Origin of the sequence: Micromonospora sp. C28ISP2-4 (genome assembly GCF_030519385.1) — a bacterium.
GTDB lineage: Bacteria > Actinomycetota > Actinomycetes > Mycobacteriales > Micromonosporaceae > Micromonospora > Micromonospora tulbaghiae.
Window position 1 is genome coordinate 54,881 of sequence record NZ_JAUMKG010000007.1, and the last position, 25,724, is coordinate 80,604.

The following is a 25,724-nucleotide window of genomic DNA, read 5'->3' on the forward strand; positions in this document are numbered from 1 at the left end:
ATAGAGTACGCCCGTGCGACTGACCGTTCCGGTGGCGAAGGTGCTCTCGGCGCTGCTCGCCGAGCCCGAGGCGCCGCGCTACGGCCTCGACCTGATGCGGCTCACCGGCCTGTCCAGCGGAACGCTCTACCCGGTGCTGCACCGCCTCCAGGGCGCCGGCTGGCTCGCCGCCGACTGGGAGGACGTCGACCCGGTCACCGCCGGCCGCCCGGCCCGCCGCTACTACCGGCTGACCGGCGAGGGCATCCGCTCGGCCCGGCTGGCACTGGCCGAGCTGCGCGCCGTCGTACCCGCCGAACGTCCCGGTACGGACCCGGCCGGGGCACCGGCGTGGTGACCCGGCGGGTGGCGGCGCTGCTGCTGCGGGTCGCGGTGCGCCGCTGGCCGGCGCAGCTGCGTGCCGACCTGGCCCGGGAGTGGGCCGCCGAACTGCACGAGCTGGCCCGGACCGGCCGGCGGTGGGGGATGCTCCGGTTCGCCGCGAGCCTGGCCGCCGGTCGGGCGGCCACGCCACTGACCGGCCGGGCCGGGTCGCGGCGGCTGGGGCGTACCGCAGGGGTGTTGCTGCTCGCGCCGCCGGCCTGCGCCGCGGTCCTCGTGCTCGCGGGCGCTGTGATGGGCCTGGCCCACGGGTGGCTGGAGATGCGCGTGCCGTGGGCCGCCGCCGCGCAGCTGCCCACCTGGTCGGCGCTCACCGCGCTGCTCGGCGTGGCCCTCGCGCTCGTCGTCACCCGCGCCGCACGCCGGACCGTACGCGTGGGGGCGCTGCCCACCGCGCTCGGCGTGGTGCTGCCGATCACCGCGACTGTGACCGCGACGCTCGCGCTGCTCGCCGCGCGAGGTGAGAGCCGGGTGTGGGAGGCCGTGCCCGGGCTGCTGCTCTGGCTGGCGCTGCTCACGACGGCGCTGTGGGCCGCCGGGGTGCTGGCGCGGACGGGCCGGGCCCGGGCCGCGTGGCTGGCCGGGGTGCTCGGCGCGCTGGTGGCCGCCGACGCGGCGGTGGTGCTCGCGGTGGTCACCTCGATCCCGGCCACCGCACCCGTGGCGGACGGTCTGCCGCCGGACTCGGTGGACCGGATCTCCGCGCCGCTCTGGCTGTTCACCTGCTGGACCGACTCGTCGTTCGGGCTGCCCCGGCCGACCGGGTGGGAACGGTTCCTCATCACCGACCGGGTGCTCGTCGAGCCGATGTTCCACCTGGCCAGCACGCCCTACGCCCTGGCGTACGCGATCGCGGCGGCCCGCCCGGCGCCCGCCGCCGCACCCGGTCCGGAGCCCGTCCCGGCACCCGCGTGACGGTCAGACGTTCCAGCTCAGGGCCCGGCCGGCCCGCTCGTAGTGCCGCGCCAGCTCGGCGTCGATCCGCGCGGCCCGTTCCTCGGTGAGCGTCACCGCCGGGTCCTGCCAGGGCCGCGCCCCGAGCATCCGGTGCCGCAGGCCGGTCGGCGGGTGGGTGGCGAACAGCGAGGTGTCCTCCCGGAGGGTGAGCTGGCGTTCCAGCGACAGCCGCCCGGCCGCCGCGTCCAGCGCGCGCCCCGTCTCCACCCGCCACGTGTCCGGCCCGTGGCCGCCGCGCACCGCGTTGCGCACCGCGGTGGCCACCGAGTCGGTCCGCAGCAGCGTGTCCAGCAGCCGGGTCGCGCCCGCCGTGCCGGCGGCGCGGGCGGCCATCTCGTCGGCCAGGTACTCGGCGCGCTGGCTCTCCCGCAGCGCGGTGGCGACGAGCACCACGTGCCCGGCGAACAGCAGCCGCGACAGCGTCCAGGACGCCAGGTGCCCGAGCCACTCGCCGACCATCACCAGCAGCCCGCCGCCGTCGGACCCGCCCCGGGGCCGGAACAGGTCGGCGGCGTTGCCGAGCATGGTCAGCGCCGGCTGGGTCACCGGCCCCCGGCGTACGTCGCCGTTGACGAAGTGGCCCAACTCGTGGCCCAGCAGCGCGACCCGTGCCGGTCCGTCCAGGGCGCCCCACAGCGGCAGCCCGAGGCCGAGCACGCGCCGCCGGCGCAGTCCCACCGACGTCGCGTACGCGTTGATGTCGCCGTCGACGCCGATCACGTGGGGCATCGGCGCGCCCACCGCTGCGGCCACCTCCCGGACCAGGGCGTGCAGCTGCGGCGCCTCCCGTTCGGTGAGCACGTCCAGGTCCCGGTCGAGCCGGCCGAAACGCGGCCGCAGCGCCACCGCGAGCGCGATGAGCGCCACGCCGCCGACCACCGCGAGGTTCGGGAAGGGGTACGCGAACAGCAGCCACACCCCGGCCACTGCGAGTCCCGCCACGCCGGCCAGGAGCAGCACCGATACGCCGGCGACGAGCACGCCGGTGAACCCCGGCCCGGTCGACTCCAGCGAGCGGCCGACCAGGGTGGCGTACTGCTGGCGGGTGAGCCGCGCGGCGAGCCGGTGGGTCCGCCGGTCGACCCAGGACCAGCCGAACTCCGGCGGCTGGCGGCGCGCGTCGTAGGTGTCGAGGTTCCAGTCGCAGCCGGCACACCAGGGCAACGCCCCGTCCAGCGACACCGGCGTCGCGCCGCATCGCGGACAGGCCCCCGTGCCCGTCGTCGTGGTGATCACGAGCGCCGATCCTGTCCGGTTCCCACCCGCGCCGGTACCGGCCGTTCGGACGAGTGCGGGCATCCCCGGGTCTTCCGCCGTTCCCCGCCGCAACCGCCCCGACCAGGTCTAACGTGGAGAAGGACGTGACTATTTGTGCCGTTCCGGTGGCGGCCGGGCGGTTCCCGGTGCACAGTGATCGCATGAGCGACGACGGAAGTGGTGGGCACTACTACTGGTGCACGCGACACCACCGGGTCGAGACCGATGCCGACGTGTGCCCCGCCAAGCACGTTCTCGGACCGTACGCCTCAGCCGCCGACGCGGACAACGCCCTGCAGACGGTGCGGGAGCGGAACGACGCGTGGGACGCCGAGGACGCCCGTTGGGCCGGGGAGGGCCGCTAGACGGCGCGGGAGGGCCCGCGTCGAGGTGATCCGTGCTCCCGCGAGGGCGGGAGCACGTCCCCAGGAAAGGGAACCGAGATGGCCGAAGCACAGCAGGCCACCCGCCCGGCCGCGAAACGGACGACCGCGAAGAGGACCGCCGCGGGCAGGACGACGACGGTCACCAAGGCGTCGCCGAACGCCTCGGGCGCCGGCGCCGGGCGGACACCGGCGAAGAAGGCGGCGGCCAAGAAGGCAGCCGCCAGGAAGGTCGTGTCGGCGGCCCGCAAGGCGCCCGCCACCAAGGCCACCACCAGCAGGACGGCGGCGAAGAAGACCGCGGGCCGTACGGCGCCGGCCGGCCGGGCCACCGCCAAGAGCGCACCGGCCAAGAAGACCACGGCGAAGAAGACCACAGCGAAGAAGACCACGGCGGCCAAGAAGACGGCGGCGGCGAAGAAGACGGCGGCGGCGAAGAAGACCACAGCGGCCCGGAAGACCACGACGGCCCGGACCACGGCGGCCGCCAAGAAGGCGCCGGCCCGCAAGACGACGGCGGCGAAGAAGACGACGGCGGCCAAGAAGACCACCGGCGCGCGGAAGGTCACCTCGGCGGCGAAGAAGACCACCGCCGCCAAGAAGACCACAGCGGCGAAGAAGGCGCCGGCGAAGAAGGCGCCGGCGAAGAAGACCACCGCCTCGACGCGTCCCACCGCGCGCAAGGCGGCGGCGAAGAAGGCGCCCGCGCGCAAGACCACCACCGCGCGCAAGTCCACCACCACGGCGAAGAAGACCACCGCCGCCAAGAAGGCGCCGGCCCGCAAGACCACCGCCGCGAAGAGCACCACCGCACGCAAGGCGTCGACCCGCCGCGCCTGACGCCACGGACACCGCTCCCTCCCGGGGAGCGGAACGTGCGGGGCGCTGTCAGGATTGACCGCGTGGTGATCCGACGCGTACTGGCGCCCCGTATCGACTTCGGCGCGCTGCGCCGCGAGCTGGGACTGCCCGAAAGCTTCCCGGCCGCGGCGCAGCGCGAGGCCGACGCGGCCGCCGCCGCGCCGCCACCGGCGGTCGCCGACCGGACCGACATCCCGTTCGTCACCGTCGACCCGGCGACCTCCCGCGACCTCGACCAGGCCATGCACCTCACCCGCCGTCCCGGCGGCGGCTACCGCGTCCGGTACGCGATCGCGGACGTCCTGACCCACGTACGCCTCGGCGGTGACCTGGAGGCCGAGACGTGGCGCCGGGGGCAGACGGTCTACCTGCCCGACGGCAACGTGCCGCTGCACCCGCACACGCTCAGCGAGGGAGCGGCCAGCCTGCTGCCCGACGCCGACCGGGCCGCCGTGCTCTGGACCGTCGACCTGGACGCCGACGGCGGCACCGTCGCTGTCACGCTGGAGCGGGCGCTGGTGCGCAGCCGGGCCAAGCTCGACTACGGCGGCGTGCAGCGCGACGCCGACGCCGGCCGGCTGCCCGAGCCGATCGCCCTGCTGCCGGAGATCGGGGCGCTGCTCACCGCGCGTGGTCTGAGCCGGGGCGCGATCAACCTGCCGCTGCCCGAGCAGGACGTCGAGCCCGACGGCGACGGCTGGCGGCTGGTGCTGCGCGGCCCCGGCCCGATGGAGGAGCACAACGCGCAGATCTCGCTGCTGACCGGCATGGCCGCTGCCGACATCATGCTGGCCGGCCGGATCGGGCTGCTGCGCACGATGCCCCGCCCTCGCCCGGAGGCGGTCGAGCGGCTGCGGCTCGCCGCCGGCCCGCTCGGCGTGCCCTGGCCGGACGGCACACCCGTGGGCCAGGTGCTCGACGGGCTGGACACCTCCCATCCCCGGGTGGCCGCCTTCGTCGACCAGGCCGCCGAGCTGATGCGCGGCGCCGCGTACACCGCCTTCGACGGCGAGCTGCCCGAGCAGCTCGAACACGGCGGGGTGGGCGCCGCGTACGCGCATGTCACGGCGCCGCTGCGCCGGCTGGCCGACCGCTACGCCACCGAGGTCTGCCTGGCCCTGCACGAGGGCCGGGAGGTGCCCGAGCAGGTCCGGGCCGCGCTGCCGAAGCTGCCCGAGGTGATGGCCGCGACCGACCGCACCGCGGGCGCCGCCACCCGGGGCGCCGTGGAACTGGCGGAGGCGGTGCTGCTCGCGCACCGGGTGGGGGAGACGTTCGAGGCGGCGGTGCTCGACGTGGACGAACCGCGCCCGGCGGGCAACGGCCGTCCCGGCCGCCCACCCGGCGGCACCATCGCGCTCGACGAGCCGCCGGTGCGCGCCCGCTGCACCGGCGAGCTGCCGCTCGGCGAACGCGTCCGGGTCCGGCTCACCGTCGCCGACCCGGTCCAGCGCCGGGTCGCCTTCGAACGGGCCTGACCAGCGCGGCGATTGTCACAGCATCGGGATGCACCGCACGCCGCCGCGCTTTGCGAGGATGAGCCCATGGCTTACGACGCGACCACGCTGCCCGACGTCTCCGGGCTGACCGTCGGCATCATCGGTGGCACCGGCGACCAGGGACGGGGTCTCGCCTACCGGTTCGCCCGGGCCGGGCAGACCGTGCTGATCGGTTCCCGCACCGCGGAGCGGGCCGGCCAGGCCGCCGCCGAGATCGCCGCCCTGCCCCACCTGCCGGAGGGCGCCGTCGTCTCCGGCGGCGACAACGAGGACGTCGCGCGGCGCAGCGACGTGGTGATCGTGGCGGTGCCGTGGGACGGTCACGCGGCCACCGTCGCCGCTCTCGCCGAACCGCTGGCCGGCAAGATCGTGGTGGACTGCGTCAACCCGCTCGGCTTCGACAAGCAGGGCCCGTACGCGCTCACCGTCGCCGAGGGCAGCGCCGTGCAGCAGGCCGCCGCGCTGCTGCCCGAGTCCCGGGTGTGCGCCGCGTTCAACCACGTCAGCGCGCCGCTGCTGGCCGACCCGGAGATCGACCGGATCGACCTGGACGTGCTGATCTGCACCGAGGACCGGGAACTCGTGGGCGTGGTCGGCGCGCTGGCCGCGCGGATCCCCGGCATGCGGGGCATCTACGCCGGGCGGCTGCGCAACGCCCACCAGATCGAGGCGTTCACCGCCAACCTGATCGCGATCAACAAGCGCTACAAGGCGCACGCCGGCATCCGGGTCACCGACCTCTGAACGCCGCGCCGCCGCTTGCGCGGGGCGCGCTGCCGCGGTGGTGGCGCGTGGTTAAGAAGGGGCCCCTCCTCTACGCGAGGCGTTAAGAAGGGGCCCTTCCTTACAGCTCAGAACGTGTGTTCGGCCGCCGGGAACTCGCCGCCGCGTACCTCGTCGGCGAACCGGCGGGTGGCGTCGGTGAGCGCGCCCGCCAGGTCGGCGTAGCGCTTCACGAAGCGCGGCGCCCGGCCGGTACGCAGCCCGGCCATGTCCTGCCAGACCAGCACCTGCCCGTCGGTGTCCGGGCCGGCCCCGATGCCGACGGTGGGGATGGACAGCTCGGCGGTGACCCGCTTGGCCACCTCGCCCGGCACCATCTCCAGCACCACCGCGAACGCGCCCGCCTCGGCCACCGCCCGCGCGTCGGCGAGCACCTCCTCGGCCGCCTCGCCCCGGCCCTGCACCCGGTAGCCGCCGAGCGTGTGCTCGCTCTGCGGGGTGAAACCGATGTGCGCCATCACCGGGATGCCGGCGCCGGTGATCGCCTCGATCTGGGCGGCGCAGCGCCGTCCGCCCTCCAGCTTCACCGCGTGGCAGCCGCCCTCCTTCATGAACCGCACCGCGGTGCGCAGCGCCTGCGCCGGCCCTTCCTCGTACGAGCCGAACGGCAGGTCACCGACGATCAGCGAGTGCTTCGTGGCCCGTACCACGGCACGCACCAGCGGCAGCAGCTCCTCGGCGGTCACCGGCAGCGTGGTCTCGTAGCCGAAGACGTTGTTCGCCGCCGAGTCGCCGACCAGCAGCACCGGGATCCCCGCCTGGTCGAAGATCGAGGCCGTGTACTGGTCGTACGAGGTGAGCATCGCCCACCGCTCGCCGCGCTCCTTGGCGGCGATCAGGTCGCGGGTGCGTACCCGCCGGGTGGCCGGCCCGCCGTAGAGGGCGGTCACCTCGGCCGGGGTGGACTCCACCATGACAATCTCCTTCCTCGAGGCCGCGCACGCGGTCCCCGGGTTCCCCGCGATCGTCGCACCGGGCGGCGGGCCGCGGGCAGGTCGGAGTGGAGGATGTCACTCCCCGGCCGGGGAGCGGTCAGCCGTCCTCGCGCCACCGGTTGGTGATCGGCAGCCGCCGGTCCCGCCCGAACGCCTTCATGGAGATCTTGGTGCCGGGCGCCGACTGCCGTCGCTTGTACTCGGCGGTATCCACCATCCGCAGCACCTTGTCCACCACTGCCGGGTCGTGGCCGGACTCGACCAGGCCGTCGCGGCCCAGGTCGCCGTCGACGTAGCCGATCAGGATCGGATCGAGCACGTCGTAGTCGGGCAGCGTGTCGCTGTCGAGCTGGCCCGGGCTCAGCTCCGCCGACGGCGGCTTGCCGATCGAGTTCTCCGGGATCGGCGGCGTCTGCCCGCGCCGTACCGCGTCGGAGTTGCGCCACTTCGCCAGCCGCCACACGAGCGTCTTCCAGACGTCCTTGACCGGGTTGTAGCCGCCCACCGAGTCGCCGTACAGCGTCGAGTAACCCACCGCCAGCTCGCTCTTGTTGCCGGTGGTGAGCACCAGGTGGCCCTCCTGGTTCGACAGCGCCATGAGGATCACGCCGCGTACCCGGGCCTGGAGGTTCTCCACCGCCACCCCGGACAGCGACATGTTCGCCAGGAACGTGTCCACCATCGGCTGGATCGGCTCGACCCGGTAGTCCAGGCCGGTGCGCTTCGCCAGGTCCTCGGCGTCGGTGCGGGAGTGCTCGGAGGAGTGCTGGCTGGGCATCGAGACGCCGACGACCCGCTCCGGGCCGACCGCGTCCACAGCGATGGCCGCCGCCACCGCCGAGTCGATGCCGCCGGACAGGCCGAGCACCACCGAGGGGAAGCGGTTCTTGTCGACGTAGTCGCGCAGGCCCAGCACCAGCGCGTGCCACACCTCGGCCTCGTCGGCGACCGGCTCGATGATCCCGCCGTCGGCCGCCGGGCCGGTCGGCGCGGCCGGGATCGCCGGGATCTCGTGGCGGACCACCCGCATCCCGTCGCTCAGCGCGCCGGCCCCGCCCGGCGCCTCGGCCGCCGCCGGCAGCTCCAGGTCGTGCACCAGCAGGTGCTCGACGAACTGCGGCGCCCGGGTCAGCAGCGTGCCGTCCGCGGCGACGATCATCGAGTCGCCGTCGTAGACCAGCTCGTCCTGGCCGCCGACCATGTTCACGTACGCGATGGCGGCCCCGGCCTCGGCGGCGCGCCGGCGTACCAGCGGCAGCCGCACGTCGTCCTTGTTCAGCTCGTACGGCGAGCCGTTGATGCTCAGCACCAGCCCGACGCCGGCCTCCCGGGCCACCGCGAACGGGCCGCCGGCCTGCCACAGGTCCTCGCAGATGGTCAGCGCCACGTCGACCCCGCCCACGCGCACCACTGTGAGCGTGTCGCCGGGGACGAAGTAGCGGTCCTCGTCGAAGACGCCGTAGTTGGGCAGGTGGTGCTTGAAGTAGGTGGCCACCACCTCGCCCCGGTGCAGCACCGCCGCCGCGTTGCGGGCGCCCTTGCCCGGCTGGGCGTCGGAGCTGACCTGCGGGGGGCCGTCCGCGTCCAGGTAGCCGACCAGGACCGGCAGGTCACCGAGGCCGTCGGCGGCCAGGTCGGCGGCGAGCCGGTGCAGCGCGGCGCGGGACGCGGCCACGAACGAGCGGCGGAACACCAGGTCCTCGACCGGGTAACCGGTGAGCATCAGCTCGGGGAACAGGACGAGCTGGGCGCCGGCGTCGGCGGCCCGGCGGGTCCACGTACGGACCAGGCCGGCGTTGCCGGCGAGGTCGCCTACCGTCGGGTTGACCTGGCACAGGGCGAGACGCAGGTTGGGCATGTCTCCATCTTCCCCCAGCCTTCCGGGCCGAATCCGACCGGTTGCGGCAGACGGGTACCGCGGCCCGCGCGTCCCAGCCCCGTGGACACGGCGGGACGGCCGGCCGGGGAGGGCGTAACGTCGGCGTAACGAGCCCGGTGGAGACTGGGCGGTCAGGCCGGGCCGGCCCGACCGGTGCGGACGTACGTGTCACGAGGGGTGGAAGTGGACCGTCAGCAGGAGTTCGTCCTCCGCACGCTGGAAGAGCGGGACATCCGTTTCGTCCGGCTGTGGTTCACCGATGTGCTCGGCACGCTCAAGAGCGTCTCGGTGGCCCCGGCGGAGCTGGAGGCGGCCTTCGACGAGGGCATCGGGTTCGACGGCTCCGCGATCGAGGGCTTCGCCCGGGTCTTCGAGTCGGACATGGTGGCGATGCCGGACCCGACCACGTTCCAGGTCTTCCCGTTCGAGGGCGGGGTCAGCGGCGAGAGCGCCCGGATGTTCTGCGACATCTCGCTGCCCGACGGCAGCCCGTCCTGGGCCGACCCGCGGCACGTGCTGCGCCGGATGCTCTCCCGGGCCGCCGACAAGGGCTTCACCTTCTACACCCACCCGGAGATCGAGTTCTTCCTGCTGGAGAACGGCCCGCAGGACGGCTCGTTGCCCACCCCGGTGGACACCGGCGGCTACTTCGAGCACACCACGCACGCCGTGGCGCGGGACTTCCGCCGCCAGGCCGTGCTGGCGCTGGAGCGCATCGGCATCTCGGTGGAGTACAGCCACCACGAGGTCGCCCCCGGCCAGCAGGAGATCGACCTGCGCTACGCCGACGCGCTCACCACCGCCGACAACATCATGACGTTCCGGCACGTGGTGAAGGAGGTCGCGCTCTCCACCGGCGTGCAGGCCAGCTTCATGCCGAAGCCGTTCACCGACCAGCCGGGCAGCGGCATGCACACCCACCTGTCGCTGTTCGAGGGGGAGCGCAACGCGTTCCACGACGCCGGCGACCCGATGAAGCTCTCCAAGGTCGCGAAGTCGTTCATCGCCGGGCTGCTCACCCACGCCCGGGAGTACACCGCCGTCACCAACCAGTGGGTCAACTCGTACAAGCGGCTGTTCCCGCAGGCACTGCCGGACCGGATCACCGAGAGCCCCGCGTACGTCTGCTGGGGTCACCTGAACCGGTCCGCGCTGGTGCGGGTGCCCGCGTACGGCAAGCCGAACTCGGCCCGCGTCGAGGTCCGCTCGCTGGACTCCGCGACCAACCCCTACCTGGCGTTCGCGGTGATGCTCGGCGCCGGCCTCAAGGGCATCGAGGAGGGCTACGAGCTGCCCCCGGGCGCCGAGGACGACGTCTGGTCGCTGAGCAGCGCCGAGCGCCGCGCCATGGGCTACGAGGCGCTGCCGGAGAACCTGGCCGAGGCGATCGACGTGATGGCCGGTTCCGAGCTGGTGGCCGAGGTGCTCGGCGAGCACGTCTTCGACTTCTTCCTGCGCAACAAGCGCTCCGAGTGGGAGCAGTACCGCCGCGAGGTCACCCCGTACGAGCGGCAGCGCTACCTCTCGCTCTAGATCACGCTGGCGCGGTGCCGCTATCGTCTGCGGCACCGCCCCGGCACCTCCGCCGGGCGGCGTGAGCCGGGGAGGCGTTGGTGCTGGGAGATCTGCTCGACGGGGCGTGGCAGAGCATCGTGTTCGGGATCGTCGGGGTGGCGCTGATGGCCGCCGGATTCCTGCTGGTGGACCTGCTCACCCCGGGCAAGCTGCGGGAGCTGATCTGGGTACGCCGCAACGGCAACGCCGCGCTGCTGCTCGCCGCCAATCAGCTCGGCATCGCCGGCATCGTCTTCACCGCCGTACTGACCAGCTACAGCTCGTTCGCCAAGGGGCTAGCGTCCACAGTGGTCTTCGGCCTGGTCGGCCTGCTGGTGATGGCGCTCGCGTTCCTGGTGCTGGATCTGCTCACCCCGGGCAAGCTGGGCGACGTCATCGCCGCCGACGAGCCGCACCCGGCGGCCCGGGTCAGCGCCGCCACCCACTTCGGCGCCGCGCTCATCGTCTGCGCCTGCATCGCCTGAGCGGTGTCGTACCCCCGGGTTAGCTTCCGGGTGTGAACCGCACCGACCGTCTCTACGCCCTGGTCGAGGAACTGCGGGCGGTCTCGCCGCGCCCGCGCAGCGCGAGCTGGCTCGCCCGCCGCTTCGAGGTCAGCACCCGCACCGTCGAGCGCGACATCTCCGCGTTGCAGGGCGCCGGCGTGCCGATCTGGGCCGAGCCGGGCCGCACCGGCGGCTACGTGGTCGACCGCGCACGCACGTTGCCGCCGGTCAACCTGACACCGGCCGAGGCGGTGGCGATGGCCGTCGCGCTGCACCGGCTCGGCGCTTCCCCGTTCGCCTCGGCGGCGGGCGCCGCGCTGCGCAAGCTGGTCGCGGTGATGCCACCGGCCGCGGTGGCCGAGGCGCACCGGCTCGCCGGCCGGGTGCACCTGGTCGGCGACGGGCCGGGCACGCCCGTCCCGGCCGCCGTCGCCGACGCGGTCGACGCCGGGCGGGTGCTGCGCCTGCGGTACGCCGACCGCGGCGGCGCCGATTCGCTGCGCGACGTGGAGCCGCTGGCCTACCTGGGCAACTCGGTGCACTGGTACCTCGTCGCCTGGTGCCGGCTGCGCGACGGGGTGCGCTGCTTCCGCACCGACCGCATCGCCTCGGTGCACCCGCTGGCCGAGCCGGTCACCCGGGAGCTGCGTCCCGGGGACCTCGACGTGCCGGTCGACCGGGTGCGCCCGCTCACCTTGGTCTGATCCGGGTGGAAACACCGACAGGACGGTGTCGTGCACCGGTAGCACGCTGAATCCTGACGACGCCGGCCGACCGCCGGCGCGAATCTCAGGAGGAAGCATGTCCAGCACGCCCGTGACCTGGTTCGAGATCGGCTCCGACCGCCCGGACGAGGTGCAGCGGTTCTACTCCGAGCTGTTCGGCTGGAGTTTCGAGGAGCAGAGCGGCCCGTACCGGCAGACGGCGGCCGGTGGGCAGCGGGGGATCGGCGGCGCGGTCCGGGACACCGACGCCGGCAACTACGCGATCTTCTACGCCGAGGTCGCGGACGTCGCGGAGACCTGCCGCCGGGCGGAGGCGACCGGCGGGACCGTACTGACGGCGCCGGTGACCACGCCGATCGGACTCGTACGTGCCCTGTTGCGCGACCCGTCGGGCAACCTGCTCGGCGTCTTCACCCCGCCCGCCGAGGGCTGAGCGGTCCGGTGCGGTTGTCCCCGACCGGGACGGCGGCATCCGGGGCGGCGCGGTGGCGGTGCCCGTCCGGGCACCGCCACCGTGGGTGACCCCGCTCGGGTCCGGCCAGGAGGAGGGAACGGCCGGTGAGGGGCGGCGGGTCACCGGGTCACTTGCCGCCCTGGCCCTGCTGCTCGGCGTCGGCACCCTGCTCGGGCCGGTCGCCGCCCTTGTGGTGGCCGGGCTTGCCGTCCGGGCCGCCCTTGCCCGGGCCCGGGAACACGCCCGCCTCGGCGGCCTTGAGCACCGCGTCGGCCTGCTCCTGGGTGAGCTTGCCGTCGGTGACGGCCTGGTCCAGCCGCTCCTTCAGCGCGGCCTGCCGGTCCTCGGCCGACGGCCGCTCCGGCCGCTCCGGGCGGTCGCCCTGCCGCTGCTCGTGCAGCTTCTCCAGCGCCGCGGTCACCTTGTCGGTCGGGACGCCCAGCTCCTTCGCGAGCGCCTCGGCGAACTCGGCCTGCCGGTCGGCGTGCTTCTGGCGGCGGTCGTCACCCTGGTCCGTGCTGTTGGCGCTCGAAGACGGGTTCGGGCTCTTGTCGTCGGCGAGCGCCACCGTCGGGGCGGCGATCCCGACGCCGAGCACACCGGCGGCGGCCAGGCCGACCAGCAGGCGCTTCTTCGACATCGTGCGGATCATGCGTTTCTCCTGTTCGGTGGTGGTGCGATGACATCACCGACAGTGGCCGCCGGAACTGGGGGCAACCCGTGGCGAACCTGTCAGCGAGCTGGCAATCCCGTCCGGAAGGCCCGAATTATTCGTGTTGCCGGAGCGCTCCGGCGCCCGCGAGGCTGGGCGAAACCCGACGAAAGGCCACTCGATGACACAGCCCGCCATCCGCGAGATCCCGCTCACCGGGCCGGGCTCCGGGCCGTACTCGATCACTGTCGGGCCCGACGGCGCGCTCTGGCTGACGCTGGCCGGCTCCGGCGGCGTCGCCCGGCTCGGCCTCGACGGTGAGGTACGGACCTACCGCGACGACCCACCCGGCAGCCGTCCGCTGATCATCGTCGGCGGCCCCGACGGCGCGCTCTGGTACACCCGCTCGGGCGACGACCGGCTCGGCCGGATCACCGTCGACGGCGAGACCGGCGCGGTGGCGCTGCCGCCCGGCTGCGGCCCCTGCGGGCTGGCGGCAGGTGCGGACGGCGCCCTCTGGTACGCCGGCATGAGCGACGACACGGTCGGCCGGGTGAGCGTCGACGGCGAGGTCACGACCTTCCCGCTGCCGGTGCCCAAGAGCTTCGCGTCGATGCTGGTGGCCGGGCCGGACGACGCGCTCTGGCTCACGCTCAACCAGGCGAACGCGATCGCCCGGGTCGACCTGGACGGGAAGGTGACAGTGCATCCGCTGCCCACCGAGGCGGCCGGGCCGGTCGGCATCACCCGCGGCGGCGACGGCGCGCTCTGGTTCGTCGAGATCGCCGCCGGGCAGCTCGGCCGGATCACGCCGGACGGGCGGATCGACGAGATTCCGTTGCCGGACCGGACGGCCCGCCCGCACGCGATCGTCGCGGCCCCGGCCGGCGGGTGCTGGTTCACCGAGTGGGGCGCCAACCGCATCGGCCACGTGGACCCCGACGGCCACATCACCGCCCACGCCCTGCCCACGCCGGCGTCCGAACCCCACGGCCTCACGGTCACCCCGGACGGTGCGGTCTGGGCGGCCCTGGAGATCGGCGCCGTAGCCCACCTCACCCCACCCACCCTGCCCACCCCGCCCTCACTGCGTTGATCATGAAGTTAGCGGCAGCTGTGGATCTTCAAACCGCCGCCAACTTCATGATCGCCGGGGCCGGGGCCGGGGCCGGGGCCGGGGCCGGGGCCGGGGCTCGGGGTCAGCGGACGGCGGCGGTCACTGTCAGGGTGCCGGTGGTGGCGTCCAGGGTGGCGGGGGTGTTCACCGGGACGGTGAGCTGACCCGGGCCGTGGCCGATGGGCAGGCCGCCGAGGACCGGCACGCCGAGGTCGCCCAGGCGGTCGGTGAGCACGTCCACGACAGTGGTGTCCCAGCCGTCCGCGCACTCGGTGAACTGGCCGACCGCCACCCCGGCGATCCCGTCCAGCGCGCCGCAGCGGCGCAGGTGGGTGAGCATCCGGTCGATCTTGTACGGAGGCTCCTGCACCTCCTCGACCAGCAGGATCGCCCCGGTCAGGTCGGGCATGTCCGGCGTGCCGACGGACGCGGTGATCAGACACAGGTTGCCGCCGATCAGCCGGCCCTCGGCCCGGCCGGGCACCCGCACCGGGTACGTCTCCTCCGCCTCCACCGCCTCCACCGTGACCGGCTCGGCGCTGGTCAGCGCGGCGTGCAGCGACTCCGCCGAGCGGATCGGCGTGCGCTCGTCCCGCCACGCGGCGCCCGGCCCGTGCACCCCGGCCAGCCGGGCGCCCCGCCAGAGCGCGAACTGCAACGCGGTGATGTCGGAGAACCCGGCCACCACCTTCGGGTCCCGGCGAACCGCTGCCATGTCGATCAGGTCGACCACCCGCTGCGCGCCGTAACCGCCCCGGGTGCAGATCACCCCGCGGATCTCCGGGTCGGCGAACGCGGCGTTCAGGTCCGCCGCCCGCAGCGCGTCGTCGCCGGCCAGGTAACCCCGCCTGGCGTACGCGTTCGGCGCGGGCACCGGCCGCAGCCCCCAGCCGGTGAGCAGCTCGATGCCGCGGGCCACCCGTTCGGGACGGGTCGGCCCGGACGGGGACACCAGCATCACCGCGTCGCCGGGACGCAGGGCCGGTGGGCGCAGGCAGTCGTCAGGCACGATCGGAGCCTAGGGCCTGCCGGACCGTGCCCTGTCGGCCGCACCGGTTAGCCTCGACGTCGTGGCGACCGCGCTGGTGATCGAGAACGACCCGACCGACGACCTCCGCCGCCTGGGGGAGTGGCTCACCGAAGGGGGCCTGGAGCTGCGCGTGCTGCGTCCGCACGCCGGTGACCCGCTCCCCGCCGACCTGGAGGGGTACGCCGCGCTCGTGGTGCTCGGCGGCGACCAGCAGGCCTACCCGGGGCCCGACGGCGCGCCCGGCGCACCCTGGTTCCCGGCGCTTGAGGGGCTGCTGCGCAAGGCGGTCCGCGGGCGGGTGCCCACGCTCGCCGTCTGCCTCGGCGCGCAACTGCTGGCCACCGCGCACGCCGGCCGGGTCGAGCGCAGCACGTCCGGCCCGGAGGTCGGCCCGGCGCTCGTCGGCCGGCGTGACGCCGCCGAGGACGACCCGCTGTTCCGGTACGTGCCGTTGATGCCCGACGTGCTCCAGTGGCACGCCGACGAGATCACCGAGCTGCCGCACGGCGCGACGCTGCTCGCCGCGTCCACCCGCTACCCGCACCAGGCGTTCCGCCTCGGCGACCGGGCCTGGGGGCTGCAGTTCCACATCGAGTGCGACACCGCGATGATCGCCGAGTGGTCCCGCGACTCGGCCGTGCTGGCCGAGCTGGGCTACGACCCGGAGCTGGTGGTGGCCGCCTGCGACCGGGTGATGGCCGACGTCGAGGAGGCGTGGCAGCCGTTCGCGATCCGGTTCGCCGCGCTCGCGCTCGGCGAACTCGGCGACGACAACCCACGTCGCAGCCTGCCGCTGCTCGGGGCCTGACGGTGACCCGGCCGGTCCGCGGGCGCCTGGCCCGCTACGGATTCGCCGAGGGCGACGGCGCCACCCGCGCCGCCGACCTGCTCGGCCCGGACGGGCTCGCCCTGTGGCGGCCCGACACCCAGGAACCCGCTGACGAAAGCGCCGCCGAGCTGCTCGCCGCGCTGTCCCGCGCCGCCGACCCGGACCTGGCCCTGCGTCAGCTGCACCGGCTGGTGGAGGAGGAGCGACGCTCCGGCGACGAGGTGGCCGTACGCGACGCCCTGGCCGCCGACCCCGGCCTGCGCCGCCGGCTGATCGCGGTGCTCGGCGCCTCCTCCGCGCTCGGCGACCACCTGGTCGCCAACCCCGGGCAGTGGGCCGTGCTGGCGACCGAGCCGGACGGCCTCGCCCCCACCGCGGACGGGCGGCTCGACCTGAGCGTCGCCGCGCGGCTGACCACCGTGACCGGCGCGGTCCCGCTGCTGCGGCAGGCGTACCGGCTCGCGCTGCTGCGGATCGCGGCGGCCGACCTGACCGGCGGGCGCGGCCTGGAGCAGACCATGGCGGCGCTGTCCGGGCTGGCCGACGCCACGCTGGCCGCCGCCTACGACATCGCCGCCGACGAGCTGCCCGAGGGCACGCCGCGCCCCCGCCTCGCCGTGGTGGCGATGGGCAAGTGCGGTGGCGACGAGCTGAACTACGTCTCCGACGTCGACGTCATCTTCGTCTCCGCGACCGACGACGACCTGCCCGCCGCGACCCAGATCGCCACCCGGCTGATCCAGATCTGCGGGCTGGTGGCCTGGCCGGTCGACGCGGCGCTGCGACCCGAGGGCAACCGGGGGCCGCTGGTCCGCACGCTCGCCAGCCACCTCGCCTACTACAAGCGCTGGGCCCGCACCTGGGAGTTCCAGGCGCTGCTCAAGGCCCGCCCGGCGGCCGGCGACCTGGAACTGGCCAAGGAGTGGATCGACGCGCTGGCCCCGCTCGTGTGGACCGCCGCCGAACGCCCGGAGGCGGTCGAGGACGTCCGGTCCATGCGCCGCAAGATCCTCGACAACGTGCCGCCGAAGGAGCTGGAACGCGAGATCAAGCGCGGTCCGGGCGGGCTGCGCGACATCGAGTTCGCCGTCCAACTGCTCCAGCTCGTGCACGGCCGGGGCGACGAGTCGCTGCGGGTGCCCGGCACCGTGCCGGCGCTGCGCGCGCTCGTCGCCGGCGGCTACGTGGGCCGCGCCGACGGGGAGGCGCTGCTGCGCGGCTACCGGTTCCTGCGCGCCGTCGAGCACCGGCTCCAGCTCCAGGCCCTGCGCCGTACCCACACCGTGCCGACCGAACCGGCCGCGCTGCGCTGGCTCGCCGCCGCGCTCGGCTATGCGGCCACGCCGGGGCGCAGCGCCGTCGAGGAGTTCCGCGCCGAGTGGGTCACCCACGCCACCGAGGTACGCCGGCTGCACGCCAAACTGCTCTACCGGCCGCTGCTGGAATCCGTGGCCCGGGTGCCGGCCGAAGGGCTGCGCCTGACGCCCGAGGCGGCGCGGCACCGCCTCGAAGTGCTCGGCTTCGCCGACCCGGCCGGCGCGCTGCGGCACCTCCAGGCGCTCACCGGCGGGGTCAGCCGCACCGCCGCCATCCAGCGCACGCTGCTGCCGGTGCTGCTCGACGAGTTCGCCGACGCCCCCGAGCCGGACCGCGGTCTGCTCAACTACCGGCAGGTGTCGGACAAGCTCGGCAGCACACCGTGGTATCTGCGCCTGCTGCGTGACTCCGGTCCGGTCGCGCGCCGGCTGGCCCGGGTGCTGTCGTCGTCCAAGTACGCGGCCGACCTGCTGGCCCGCGAGCCGGAGGCGTTGCGGCTGCTCGCCGAGGACAGCGAACTGACGCCGCGTCCACGGGAGACGCTCGTCGAAGGCTTCGCCGCTGCCGCCGCCCGCCACGACGACCCGGTCGAGGCGATCCGGGCGGTGCGCGCGCTGCGCCGCCGGGAACTGGTCCGGATCGCCGCCGCCGACGTGCTCAGCCGCGCCGGTTCGCTCGCCCCGCTCACGCCCCGCCCCGTCGGCGGCGGGGAACGCCGGCCCACAGTGGTGGACGTGACTGCGGTCGGCACCGCGTTGTCGCACGTCGCCGACGCCACGCTGGCCGCCGCGCTGCGCGCCGCCCGTACAGTCCACCCCGGACCGCCCGGCCTCCGCTTCGCGGTGATCGGCATGGGCCGCCTCGGCGGGTACGAGTCCAACTACCTCTCCGACGCCGACGTGCTGTTCGTCTACGACCCGCCGCCCGGGGTGGAGGAGAGCGCGGCGAGCGCCGCGGCACACGCCGTCGCCGAGGAGCTGCGCCGGCTGCTGTCCGCGCCCGCCCCCGACCCGCCGCTGGGTGTCGACGCCGACCTGCGTCCCGAGGGCCGGCAGGGCCCGCTGGTCCGCAGCCTCGCCGCGTACGCCCAGTACTACGCGCGCTGGTCCCGGGTGTGGGAGGCGCAGGCGCTGCTGCGGGCCCGGTTCGTCTGCGGCGACGCCGACCTGGGCGCCGAGTTCGAGGCCATGATCGAGCCGGTGCGCTACCCGGCCGAGGGGCTGAGCCGCGAGCAGGTGGTCGAGATCCGCCGGATCAAGGCGCGGGTGGAGACCGAGCGGCTGCCCCGCGGCGCCGACCCGGCCACCCACACCAAGCTGGGCCGGGGCGGTCTGGCCGACGTCGAGTGGGCGGTGCAGTTGCTCCAGCTCCGGTACGCCGGTCAGGTGCCCGCGCTGCGCGGCACCCGTACGCTCGACGCCCTCGCCGCCGCCCGCGACGCCGGACTGCTCGACCCCTCCGACGCCGCCGAGCTGGCCGCCGGCTGGACGCTCGCCGCCGAGGTGCGGGACGCGCTGATGCTGGTACGCGGCCGGGCCGGCGACCAGTTGCCCCGGCACGGGGTGGAGCTGGCCGGGGTGGTGCGGCTGCTGGGACGCGAGGACCAGGGCGAGTTCCTCGACGAGTACCTGCGCACCGGCCGCCACTCCCGCACAGTCGTCCAGCGAATCCTGGAGTCCCCCTGTAGCCCACCCTCCCTCGCCTCGCCCTCCCGCCCTCTCCCTCGCCCGGCCCCGCCCCTCGGCGTCGATCTTGCACTTATGGCCCCGACGAAAGGGCATATCCTGGCTCCGAGGGGCTGCAACTGCAAGATCGACGGGGGCAGGGGGAGAGCCCGGGGGAGCGGGGTCAGCTTGGAGGGTGTAGGTGCCCCTCGGGGGACTGTCACGGTGGTCCACGCCGTCCTCGGCTGACTGTGGCGCCGAGGCTGACAGCCAGCGGTCGTGGCGTACCCGGATCGGGATCGGGGCCGGGCGGCGGGGCGCGGATCGTGATCGAGGCGCCGTCCTGGCGCACCAGCTCGCCCGGTGCACCGACGAGCGGCGTGGCTCGGCAGACCGCATAGCTTCCAGTGCAGCCGATCCGACCAGACCTCGGTCAGGTACGGCTGGCCTGACTCACGAGCCGGCCTCCGACGCCCCCCACCCAGGAGAACTCGGCGTCGGGCACCGCCACGTACTGCACCGCGTTGTCGGCCGCCAGTCCCGATAGGTGACCGGGTCAGGGATGCCGTGCCGTCCGCGCCGGGCACAGTGGTGAAGAACAGCGGGTTGCGGTCGATGTCGGCCTCGCCGCAGCCAGCCCGGGCCAGCGGCACGTCACCCATGTGGGGCCGCCTCCCAGTAGTTGCGGGTCGGCGGCAACCTCCACCCGCCCGGTGAGCCCGCGCCGGGCCAGCCCGCGCGCAGCGGCGCTGAAGTACGCCGGTCGGCTGTCGGGTCGCCGGCGCTGCGCAGGTCGGCGGTGACCACACCGGCGGTTGCCACCAGCAGACCACAGCCAGCAGCGCGGCGAGCCCGACCGCGCCGAGGACCCGGGAGGCCGGCCGGGTGGCGCGGAGCCGATCGGAGATCGGGGCGGGGACACGCGGCGGCGGCCAGCACCGGTGCAAGCGCGAACATCACCACCAGTCGGGTCGCGTTCAGCCCGACCGGCGTGTGCAGCAGCGCCGAGGCGAGCACCCCCGGCCGCGGACAGCAGCGCGCCCACCCGCACCGGCCGCACGCCACGAGCGCCGCCACCACCAGGCTCGTCACCACGGCGTGCACGGTGTCGGCAGTGCTGATGTTCATCCAGCCGCCCTCACCGAACAGCAGCCCGGTCACGGCGGCGGCAGCGCGGGCCGGTACGGCGAGCAGCAGGCCGGGCGTACCGGCGGGTCAGCAGCAGCGTGACACCGGCGAGCCCGACGAACAGCCCGCACCGGGCTGGCCGCCGAGGCGAGCAGCGCGGGCGGTGCGCGGCGGCGACGGCCGCCCAGACGTTCCGCCGTCGGGTGCCGGACCGGCCGCTCGCCACCGCCGGGGACCGGCCGGGCTCGGCACCGTCGGGACCGGCCCGCTCGGCACCGTCGGGACCGCGGCCGGCCGGCACCGTCGGGACCGGGGCCGCGGCACCGTCGGGACGGCCGCTCGCCAGCGGCGTCAGGGCGGCGGCGGGCGAGGCGGTGCGGCGGGCGGGGATCAGAGCGCGAGCAGCGCGACCAGGCCGAACGCGACGCCGAGGGCGCGTACGTGACCCGGCCGGAGACCAGGTTGCCGGCGATCGTGACCACGCCGACCCAGGCTGCCGAGCAGCGGCCGGGGCACCCGGGTCCGCACCAGCAGGGCGGCGAACGCGCGGAGGCGAGCAGGGCGAGCGCCCCGGGTGACGCGTACGCCGAGCAGCGCCATCAGGCGGCGGCGAGACGAGGCTGTAGCCCCACGGGTGCACGCCGCCGTACCAGCGCAGGTCCACCCAGGGCGGCCCCGTGCTCGGCGAAGAAGCCGCGCGGGCGCGACCTGCGCGGAAACAGGTCGCCGGGCCGGCAGCGTGAGGTGGAGCACGGCGAGGGACGAGCGCCGACACGGCGGAGACCGCCACCACCCGACCGCCCCGCATGCCCACCTCCTGATCGCGAACCACCGTACTGGCAGCATGTCGGACGCCTCACTCACCTCTCGCGCTGGATCGGCCTGGCGGGTTCGGTGCTGCTCGCCGTGGCCGCGTTCCTCGGTGGCGCCCTGCTCCGACGGCGAGTTGCGTCCCACCCCGGTCAGCATCTGCAGCCCGAACGGGCCGCCGATCATCGGGTGCGGGCTGGTCGGCACCAAAGCGCTGTTGGCGTGGGCCTGGTGTCGCCGCGGGACCGGGTGCCGTCGTCCCGCTGGGTGCTGGTCACAGTCGCGCTCTGGCTGCCGCCGATGCCGGCGCCGCCGCTGGGCAGCCGGGACGTGTGTCACGCGTACGCCTGCCAGGGCGCCAGCTCTCGAGCCGGGATCAACCCCTACGAGCAGGGCGTGCTAGCGCTGCCCCGCCCCTGGCTGGACACCATCCTCCCTACATCTGGCGGGGACACCCCGGCGCCGTACGGCCGTGCTGTTCGCTGCTCGCCGGCGCGGTGGTGGAGGCCACCGGCTCGCTTTTTCGCTCGCCGCCGTCGTGCGCTGTTCCGTGCTCGCCGTCGCCGGGGTGGCGCTCACCGCGTGGGCGCTGCCGGTGCTGGCCCGCCGCTGCGGGTGCCGCCGCGGCGGGCGGCGCCTGGCTGGCGCTGGCCAGCCCGGGCCGGTGCCCAGTGCACCTGGTCTCCGGCGCGCACAACGACGCGTGATGATCGGCCTGCTGGCCGGGCTGGCTGTGGTCGCGGCCCGCCCGGGGCGGCCTGGCCGCGCTCGCCGGGGTGCTGCTCGGACTGGCCGCCGCCGTCAAGGTCACCGCGCTGGTCAAAGCCGTTCGCCGCGCTGGCCGCGATCGTCGGGGCGTACGGATCAGGACGTCAAAAAGCGCGACGGCGGTGGGTGGTCGGCGGCCTCGCTCGCGGCGCTCGCCGTGTGACGGTCGTGCCTCCGGCCTGGGGGGCTGGGGTTCGCCGCGGCTGGAACAGGGCGGTCTGGTGGTGGCGTGGACCTCGCCGCCGACGGCGGTGGGAGACCGGCCGGCCTGCTGGCGCCGTTCGGGGTGCACGTCGACGCGCTGCCGGGTCACTCGGGCGATCGGCATGGTCGTGCTGATCGCGGTGCTGATCTGGCTCTGTTCCGGTCGTTCCGTCGTGGTGGGGCCGTTCTGGCACGCCGGGCTGGCGCTCACCGCCACCGTCGCGCTCTCTCCGCTGTTCCACCCTGGTACTGGCCGGGCCGCTGGCTGTGCTCGCCGCCACCGCGCACCGCACGCTGTGGTTCGATCGTCACTGTGGTGCCGTCGTTCCTGGTGCTGACGACGGCACCGGGCTGGGCCCGGTACCCAAGATGCCTGCGCCGCTGATGACGCTGTTCGTGATCGGCGTGGTCGTGGTTATACGGCCGCCCGCGGGCCGGCAGCCGGTTCCCGTGGACTGAGGAGTGCTGCAGCGCAGCCCGACGGACCCGTCCGCCGATCGCCGCCGGTCTCGCCCGCTACGCCGGTCTCGCCGGGGCCGGGCCGTGCTGCTCACCGTGGCCGGGTGGTTCGGCGGCGCGCTACCAGGCACGCCCCTGCGCCCCACGCTCGCCGCGATCTCGGCACGCACCGGACGGGCCGGTGACGCTCGGCTGCTGGCTGGTCGGAACGCCGCTGCTGTGCCGTGGTCACGCGGGTGGTGGGTGCGCCGCCGTCCGGGCCGGTGGGCGGCCGTGACCGCAGGTGGGCTTTGGTCGCTGCCGCTGCTCGCCGGGCGCCGCCGATCGGCAGCCGCGACGTCTACTCGTACGCCTGCCAGGGCTGGACGTGGACGCAGGGGCCCAGCCCACCGGGTGGGGGTCGCGGCGGCCGGCCGTCCGTGGACCGACCGGTGTCGCCGATCTGGCGGGACACCCCGGCGCCGTACGGGCCGTTCTTCGTGCTGCTGGCCGGGCTCGCAGTCCTCGCCGGTGGCGGCCTGATCGGAACGATCGTGGCGCTGCGGCCGGTAGCGGTGGGCCGGTGTGCTGCTGACCGCGCCGCCTGCCCGGCCTCGGCCCGCGCCGCCGGGGTGCTCCACCCGCCGGGCCGCCTGGCTGGTGCCGGTGCCCGCTGGTCGGGATCCACCTGGTGGCCGGCGCGCACAACGACGCGCTCGCGCTCGGGCTGTTCCTGCTCGGCCTGCTGGTGCTGGTCCGCCTGCCGCGGCAAGCCTCGCGCGCTGTTGGTGGCGGTGCTGCTGGGCGGCCGTGGCGGTGAAGGCGGTCGCCGTGGTGGCGCCGCCGTTCGCGGCGCCGCCGCCGTGTCGGCCGCTACACCTGGCGGCGCTGCTGCGCGACGGCGGGCAACTGGCCGCGTCGGTGCTCGGCGCACCCTGCTCGTGGTAGTCGCTCGCCACCGGCCTCGGGCTGGCTGGGTGGGAGGGCTCGGCCACAGCGGCGACTCGCAGCAGTGGACCTCCCGCCCACAGCCGTCGGGTTCGTCATCCGACTCACGCCGGTGAGTTGGCGGCCTACGGCCGCAGGCGGTTCCGGTGGTCCGGGCGGTCGCGCTGGTGCTGCTGGTCTGGGACCCCGTCGCGCCTGGTGGTGGGGCGTGGACGCGCGCCGGCTCAACGACACCCGGCAGCGGGTGGCCCGCCGACACTGGTCGCCGGCGGGTGCGGCGCTACCGGCGCGGGCCCGCGCTCGCCGCCACGGTGCTGCTCGCCCCGGTCTTCCACCCCCTGGTGCGATTCTGGCCGCTGACACTGCTCGCGGTCGCGGCGCCGCTGGCCCGGCAGGTTGGTTCGTGGCGCCCTGCGCGGTGGCCTCGGCGCTCACCCTGCCGGACGGATCAACCCGGCCCGGCACCCGGCAAGGCGCCGGGCGCGGTGCTGATGACGGTGCTGATGACGGTGCTGGTGGTGGTCGTCGCGGTGGCCGGTCTGCGGGCCGTGCTGCGCCGCCGCGCCACCCGCCGCGGCACCAGGACGGCGCCGGCCGGCCCGCCATCGCGGAGCCGGCCCGGCCGGTGCTGACGAACGTGCTCAGCAGTCGAAGTACATGGCGAACCTCGTGCGGGTCAAGCGCAGACGCACAGGGTCGACCTCGTTGGCCCGCGTCTTCCAGTCAGACCCAGGTGGAGATCAGGTCCGGCGTGAATACGCCGCCGTCGAGCAGGTAGTCGTGGTCGGCCTCGAGCGCGTTGAGGCACCTCGGGCAAGCGAACTCCGGAACCTGCTTGATGTCGCCCCCCACTCCTCCGGCGGGAGGTCGTAGAGGTCCTTTGTCGATCGGTGCCGTGGCGGCCGATCTTGTTCTTGATGCCGTCCAGACCGGCCATCATCATGGCGGAGAACGCCAGGTACGGGGTTTGGACGGTCCGGGCACCCGGAACTGACGCGCTTGGCCTTCGGGCTGCTGCCGGTCACCGGGGGCATACGGGTGCAGGCGGAGCGGTTGCGCTGCGAGTGACCAGGCCGGACCGGCGCCTGAAGCCCGGGCACCAGACGGACGGTACGAGTTCACCGTCGGTTGGTGAAGGCCAGCAGCGACGGGGCGGGGCAGGAGGCCGCCGATGTACCAGCGGGCGGTGTCGGGACAGCCCGGCGTAGCCGGTCTCGTCGAGAACAGTGGCTCGCCGCCGCGCCAGAGGCTTTGGGTGTGCATGCCGGAGCCGTTGTCGCCGAACAGCGGCTTGGGCATGAACGTCGCGGCTCTAAGCTGGCGGCCCAGGTCTCGTTCTGACGATGTACTTGAACAGCTGGAGCTGGTCGGCGGCAGCAGCGTAGAGAACTGTAGTTGATCTCCGACTGCCGGGGTTGACCTCGTGGTGCGAGCGCTGACGGTGAAGCCGCCGTCGACGAGGCGCCGCACGATCCGCCGCGCAGGTCTGGCGGTGGGCCAACCGGCGGGACCGGGAAGTAGCCGCCTCAGGGCGGTCTTGTAACCCGAGTTTGCCCCCTCCGATCCGGGCCGCTGTTCCAGGCGCCCCGATCGAGCCCGATGGTGGAACGACTGGTGCGCCGAGGTCCTCGTGGCGGATCGAGTCGAAGATGGAACTCCGCCTGCACCGAAGTAGGCGGTGTCGGCGATGCCACTGGCGGCGAGGTACGCCTCGGCCTTCTTCGCGACGTTGCGGGGGTCGCGGGAGTACGCCTCACGGGTGAACGGGTCGTGGATGAAGAAGTTCAGCGCGAGCGTCTTCTGGGCCCGGAACGGGTCGATGAAGGCGGTGGCGACGTCCGGCAGCAGGAGCATGTCGGACTCGTGGATGGCCTGGAAGCCGCGGATCGAGGATCCGTCGAAGGCGAGGCCGTCGGTGAAGACGCTGTCGTCGAACGACTCGACCGGCAGGTTGAAGTGCTGCATCACGCCGGGCAGGTCACAGAAACGTACGTCGACGAACTTCACGTCCTCGTTGGCGAGGTATCGCAGGAGTTCCTCGGAATTGGCGAACACACGTCCTCCTGGCAGGTCCACTCCGTTAGCTGGCTACTGGCGACGCTATGGCCGGGGGGTTGCCCGGCCGTGTCTCGTCTGTTTCCGCCGTGTTACGTCGCTTGCGGAGCGTCATCCCGGCACCCTCTGATGCCGAATGTCGTATTTTTCGTCAGGAGTCGCGGCGGCGCTACCCTGGCCGCTGTGACCGATACCGCCGCCACACCGGTGCCGCCCGCCACCGATCCCGCGTTCACCCCGCCCAGCCTCGGCCGCCGCTTCGGCGCCCTGATCATCGACTGGGTGCTGTGCCTGATGGTCGCCCGGGCCTTCTCCGACCCGGTCCGCGACGGCTGGCCGCCGGTCCTGGTGCTGATCCTGGAGTACGGCTTCTTCATCGGCCTGTTCGCCCAGACCCCCGGCATGTACCTGACCCGGCTGCGCTGCGTGTCCTGGGCCGACGGCGGCCGGATCGGGCTGCTCCGCGGGCTGCTGCGCGGCTTCCTGCTGGCCCTCGTGGTGCCGGCCCTGCTCATGGACGAGCACCGGCGCGGCCTGCACGACCGGCTCTCCGGGTCGGTCGTCACCGACGCCCCGCGCCGCTGACCCGC

24 protein-coding genes and 2 pseudogenes are annotated in these 25,724 nt (G+C 74.4%); 18 read left to right on the top strand and 8 right to left on the bottom strand.

Features of this window, described 5'->3' with window-relative positions:
* The first annotated feature begins 13 nt into the window (after positions 1–13).
* Both Q3W68_RS23745 and Q3W68_RS23750 read left to right on the top strand, forming a co-directional pair.
* Entirely contained in the window at positions 14–337 is a 324-nt protein-coding gene (locus tag Q3W68_RS23745) for a PadR family transcriptional regulator (protein ID WP_302907571.1), read from the top strand.
* Positions 331–1,296: a hypothetical protein gene (locus Q3W68_RS23750; protein ID WP_302907572.1), complete on the top strand. Its 966-nt coding sequence runs from the start codon at positions 331–333 to the stop codon at positions 1,294–1,296. Before Q3W68_RS23745 ends, Q3W68_RS23750 begins: the two co-directional genes overlap by 7 nt.
* A 3-nt stretch (positions 1,297–1,299) precedes the next feature.
* Here the strand turns inward: Q3W68_RS23750 and Q3W68_RS23755 are convergent, their stop codons facing one another.
* Positions 1,300–2,574, bottom strand: a complete 1,275-nt coding sequence (locus tag Q3W68_RS23755; protein ID WP_302907573.1) for a M48 family metallopeptidase — start codon at positions 2,572–2,574, stop codon at positions 1,300–1,302.
* Between the two features lie 182 nt (positions 2,575–2,756).
* Here Q3W68_RS23755 and Q3W68_RS23760 point away from each other — a divergent pair, with 182 nt between their 5' ends.
* The 4 genes from Q3W68_RS23760 to npdG all read left to right on the top strand — a co-directional run bounded on the left by Q3W68_RS23760 (position 2,757) and on the right by npdG (position 6,082).
* Positions 2,757–2,960 carry a hypothetical protein gene (locus tag Q3W68_RS23760; RefSeq protein ID WP_030273123.1) on the top strand — a complete coding sequence of 68 codons (204 nt, stop codon included), beginning with the start codon at positions 2,757–2,759 and terminating at the stop codon, positions 2,958–2,960.
* Positions 2,961–3,038: 78 nt separating this feature from the next.
* Complete coding sequence (locus Q3W68_RS23765) at positions 3,039–3,818, top strand: histone (RefSeq protein WP_302907574.1); 780 nt, start codon at positions 3,039–3,041, stop codon at positions 3,816–3,818.
* 62 nt (positions 3,819–3,880) lie between these two features.
* A complete protein-coding gene (locus tag Q3W68_RS23770; RefSeq protein WP_302907575.1) occupies positions 3,881–5,317 on the top strand; it encodes an RNB domain-containing ribonuclease in 1,437 nt (478 codons plus the stop codon).
* A gap of 66 nt (positions 5,318–5,383) precedes the next feature.
* Positions 5,384–6,082, top strand: coding sequence for an NADPH-dependent F420 reductase (npdG, locus tag Q3W68_RS23775; protein WP_302907576.1), 699 nt, complete (start codon positions 5,384–5,386; stop codon positions 6,080–6,082).
* Positions 6,083–6,189: 107 nt separating this feature from the next.
* Here npdG and panB read toward each other — a convergent pair whose 3' ends face one another.
* Complete coding sequence (gene panB / locus Q3W68_RS23780) at positions 6,190–7,035, bottom strand: 3-methyl-2-oxobutanoate hydroxymethyltransferase (protein ID WP_302907577.1); 846 nt, start codon at positions 7,033–7,035, stop codon at positions 6,190–6,192.
* Positions 7,036–7,153: 118 nt separating this feature from the next.
* Positions 7,154–8,914: an NAD+ synthase gene (locus tag Q3W68_RS23785; protein WP_302907578.1), complete on the bottom strand. Its 1,761-nt coding sequence runs from the start codon at positions 8,912–8,914 to the stop codon at positions 7,154–7,156.
* A gap of 204 nt (positions 8,915–9,118) precedes the next feature.
* Between Q3W68_RS23785 and glnA the strand changes: the two genes are divergently transcribed.
* The 4 genes from glnA to Q3W68_RS23805 all read left to right on the top strand — a co-directional run bounded on the left by glnA (position 9,119) and on the right by Q3W68_RS23805 (position 12,153).
* On the top strand, positions 9,119–10,468 hold the full coding sequence (gene glnA, locus Q3W68_RS23790) for a type I glutamate--ammonia ligase (protein ID WP_302907579.1): 1,350 nt from the start codon (positions 9,119–9,121) through the stop codon (positions 10,466–10,468).
* 80 nt (positions 10,469–10,548) lie between these two features.
* The gene (locus Q3W68_RS23795; RefSeq protein WP_302907580.1) at positions 10,549–10,974 is read left to right on the top strand and encodes a DUF350 domain-containing protein; all 426 of its coding nucleotides are present in this window, start codon (positions 10,549–10,551) and stop codon (positions 10,972–10,974) included.
* Between the two features lie 32 nt (positions 10,975–11,006).
* Positions 11,007–11,699, top strand: coding sequence for a YafY family protein (locus Q3W68_RS23800; RefSeq protein WP_302907581.1), 693 nt, complete (start codon positions 11,007–11,009; stop codon positions 11,697–11,699).
* A 97-nt stretch (positions 11,700–11,796) separates the two neighbouring features.
* The gene (locus tag Q3W68_RS23805) at positions 11,797–12,153 is read left to right on the top strand and encodes a VOC family protein (RefSeq protein WP_135241395.1); all 357 of its coding nucleotides are present in this window, start codon (positions 11,797–11,799) and stop codon (positions 12,151–12,153) included.
* Positions 12,154–12,301: 148 nt separating this feature from the next.
* Here the strand turns inward: Q3W68_RS23805 and Q3W68_RS23810 are convergent, their stop codons facing one another.
* The gene (locus Q3W68_RS23810; RefSeq protein WP_302907582.1) at positions 12,302–12,826 is read right to left on the bottom strand and encodes a hypothetical protein; all 525 of its coding nucleotides are present in this window, start codon (positions 12,824–12,826) and stop codon (positions 12,302–12,304) included.
* 181 nt (positions 12,827–13,007) lie between these two features.
* Here Q3W68_RS23810 and Q3W68_RS23815 point away from each other — a divergent pair, with 181 nt between their 5' ends.
* Positions 13,008–13,922 (top strand): virginiamycin B lyase, encoded by a 915-nt coding sequence (locus Q3W68_RS23815; RefSeq protein WP_302907583.1) that lies wholly within the window; start codon positions 13,008–13,010, stop codon positions 13,920–13,922.
* 103 nt (positions 13,923–14,025) lie between these two features.
* Here the strand turns inward: Q3W68_RS23815 and Q3W68_RS23820 are convergent, their stop codons facing one another.
* A complete protein-coding gene (locus tag Q3W68_RS23820) occupies positions 14,026–14,955 on the bottom strand; it encodes an LD-carboxypeptidase (protein WP_302907930.1) in 930 nt (309 codons plus the stop codon).
* 58 nt (positions 14,956–15,013) lie between these two features.
* Between Q3W68_RS23820 and Q3W68_RS23825 the strand changes: the two genes are divergently transcribed.
* Positions 15,014–15,781, top strand: a complete 768-nt coding sequence (locus Q3W68_RS23825; RefSeq protein WP_302907584.1) for a type 1 glutamine amidotransferase — start codon at positions 15,014–15,016, stop codon at positions 15,779–15,781.
* A 2-nt stretch (positions 15,782–15,783) separates the two neighbouring features.
* Positions 15,784–18,795: pseudogene (locus tag Q3W68_RS23830) on the top strand (bifunctional [glutamine synthetase] adenylyltransferase/[glutamine synthetase]-adenylyl-L-tyrosine phosphorylase); the annotation flags it as partial.
* A 642-nt stretch (positions 18,796–19,437) separates the two neighbouring features.
* Here Q3W68_RS23830 and Q3W68_RS23835 read toward each other — a convergent pair.
* Positions 19,438–19,911 carry a hypothetical protein gene (locus Q3W68_RS23835; RefSeq protein WP_302907585.1) on the bottom strand — a complete coding sequence of 158 codons (474 nt, stop codon included), beginning with the start codon at positions 19,909–19,911 and terminating at the stop codon, positions 19,438–19,440.
* Between the two features lie 390 nt (positions 19,912–20,301).
* Entirely contained in the window at positions 20,302–20,511 is a 210-nt protein-coding gene (locus Q3W68_RS28365; protein WP_368045764.1) for a hypothetical protein, read from the bottom strand.
* A gap of 1,449 nt (positions 20,512–21,960) precedes the next feature.
* Between Q3W68_RS28365 and Q3W68_RS23845 the strand changes: the two genes are divergently transcribed.
* The 4 genes from Q3W68_RS23845 to Q3W68_RS23860 all read left to right on the top strand — a co-directional run bounded on the left by Q3W68_RS23845 (position 21,961) and on the right by Q3W68_RS23860 (position 23,711).
* Positions 21,961–22,152, top strand: coding sequence for a hypothetical protein (locus Q3W68_RS23845; protein WP_302907586.1), 192 nt, complete (start codon positions 21,961–21,963; stop codon positions 22,150–22,152).
* 670 nt (positions 22,153–22,822) lie between these two features.
* Positions 22,823–22,951, top strand: a complete 129-nt coding sequence (locus Q3W68_RS23850) for a hypothetical protein (protein WP_302907587.1) — start codon at positions 22,823–22,825, stop codon at positions 22,949–22,951.
* Positions 22,942–23,079, top strand: a complete 138-nt coding sequence (locus Q3W68_RS23855; RefSeq protein ID WP_302907588.1) for a hypothetical protein — start codon at positions 22,942–22,944, stop codon at positions 23,077–23,079. The genes Q3W68_RS23850 and Q3W68_RS23855 overlap by 10 nt, the downstream gene beginning before the upstream one ends.
* 146 nt (positions 23,080–23,225) lie before the next feature.
* Positions 23,226–23,711 carry a hypothetical protein gene (locus Q3W68_RS23860; RefSeq protein WP_302907589.1) on the top strand — a complete coding sequence of 162 codons (486 nt, stop codon included), beginning with the start codon at positions 23,226–23,228 and terminating at the stop codon, positions 23,709–23,711.
* 9 nt (positions 23,712–23,720) lie between these two features.
* On the opposite strand, the pseudogene Q3W68_RS23865 reads toward Q3W68_RS23860, so the two are convergent.
* Positions 23,721–25,134: pseudogene (locus Q3W68_RS23865) on the bottom strand (glutamine synthetase beta-grasp domain-containing protein).
* A 129-nt stretch (positions 25,135–25,263) separates the two neighbouring features.
* Here Q3W68_RS23865 and Q3W68_RS23870 point away from each other — a divergent pair.
* Positions 25,264–25,719, top strand: coding sequence for an RDD family protein (locus Q3W68_RS23870; protein ID WP_302907590.1), 456 nt, complete (start codon positions 25,264–25,266; stop codon positions 25,717–25,719).
* Positions 25,720–25,724: the final 5 nt, after the last annotated feature.

Excerpts from the sequence above, each read along its gene's own strand:
- Q3W68_RS23810 (WP_302907582.1), bottom strand. The coding sequence starts at position 12,826 with ATGATCCGCACGATGTCGAAGAAGCGCCTGCTGGTCGGCCTGGCCGCC.
- Q3W68_RS23760 (WP_030273123.1), top strand. The coding sequence starts at position 2,757 with ATGAGCGACGACGGAAGTGGTGGGCACTACTACTGGTGCACGCGACAC.
- Q3W68_RS23870 (WP_302907590.1), top strand. The coding sequence starts at position 25,264 with ATGCCGAATGTCGTATTTTTCGTCAGGAGTCGCGGCGGCGCTACCCTG.
- npdG (WP_302907576.1), top strand. The coding sequence starts at position 5,384 with ATGGCTTACGACGCGACCACGCTGCCCGACGTCTCCGGGCTGACCGTC.
- Q3W68_RS23805 (WP_135241395.1), top strand. The coding sequence starts at position 11,797 with ATGTCCAGCACGCCCGTGACCTGGTTCGAGATCGGCTCCGACCGCCCG.
- Q3W68_RS28365 (WP_368045764.1), bottom strand. The coding sequence starts at position 20,511 with ATGGCGCTGCTCGGCGTACGCGTCACCCGGGGCGCTCGCCCTGCTCGC.
- panB (WP_302907577.1), bottom strand. The coding sequence starts at position 7,035 with ATGGTGGAGTCCACCCCGGCCGAGGTGACCGCCCTCTACGGCGGGCCG.
- Q3W68_RS23815 (WP_302907583.1), top strand. The coding sequence starts at position 13,008 with ATGACACAGCCCGCCATCCGCGAGATCCCGCTCACCGGGCCGGGCTCC.
- Q3W68_RS23765 (WP_302907574.1), top strand. The coding sequence starts at position 3,039 with ATGGCCGAAGCACAGCAGGCCACCCGCCCGGCCGCGAAACGGACGACC.
- Q3W68_RS23785 (WP_302907578.1), bottom strand. The coding sequence starts at position 8,914 with ATGCCCAACCTGCGTCTCGCCCTGTGCCAGGTCAACCCGACGGTAGGC.
- Q3W68_RS23835 (WP_302907585.1), bottom strand. The coding sequence starts at position 19,911 with ATGAACATCAGCACTGCCGACACCGTGCACGCCGTGGTGACGAGCCTG.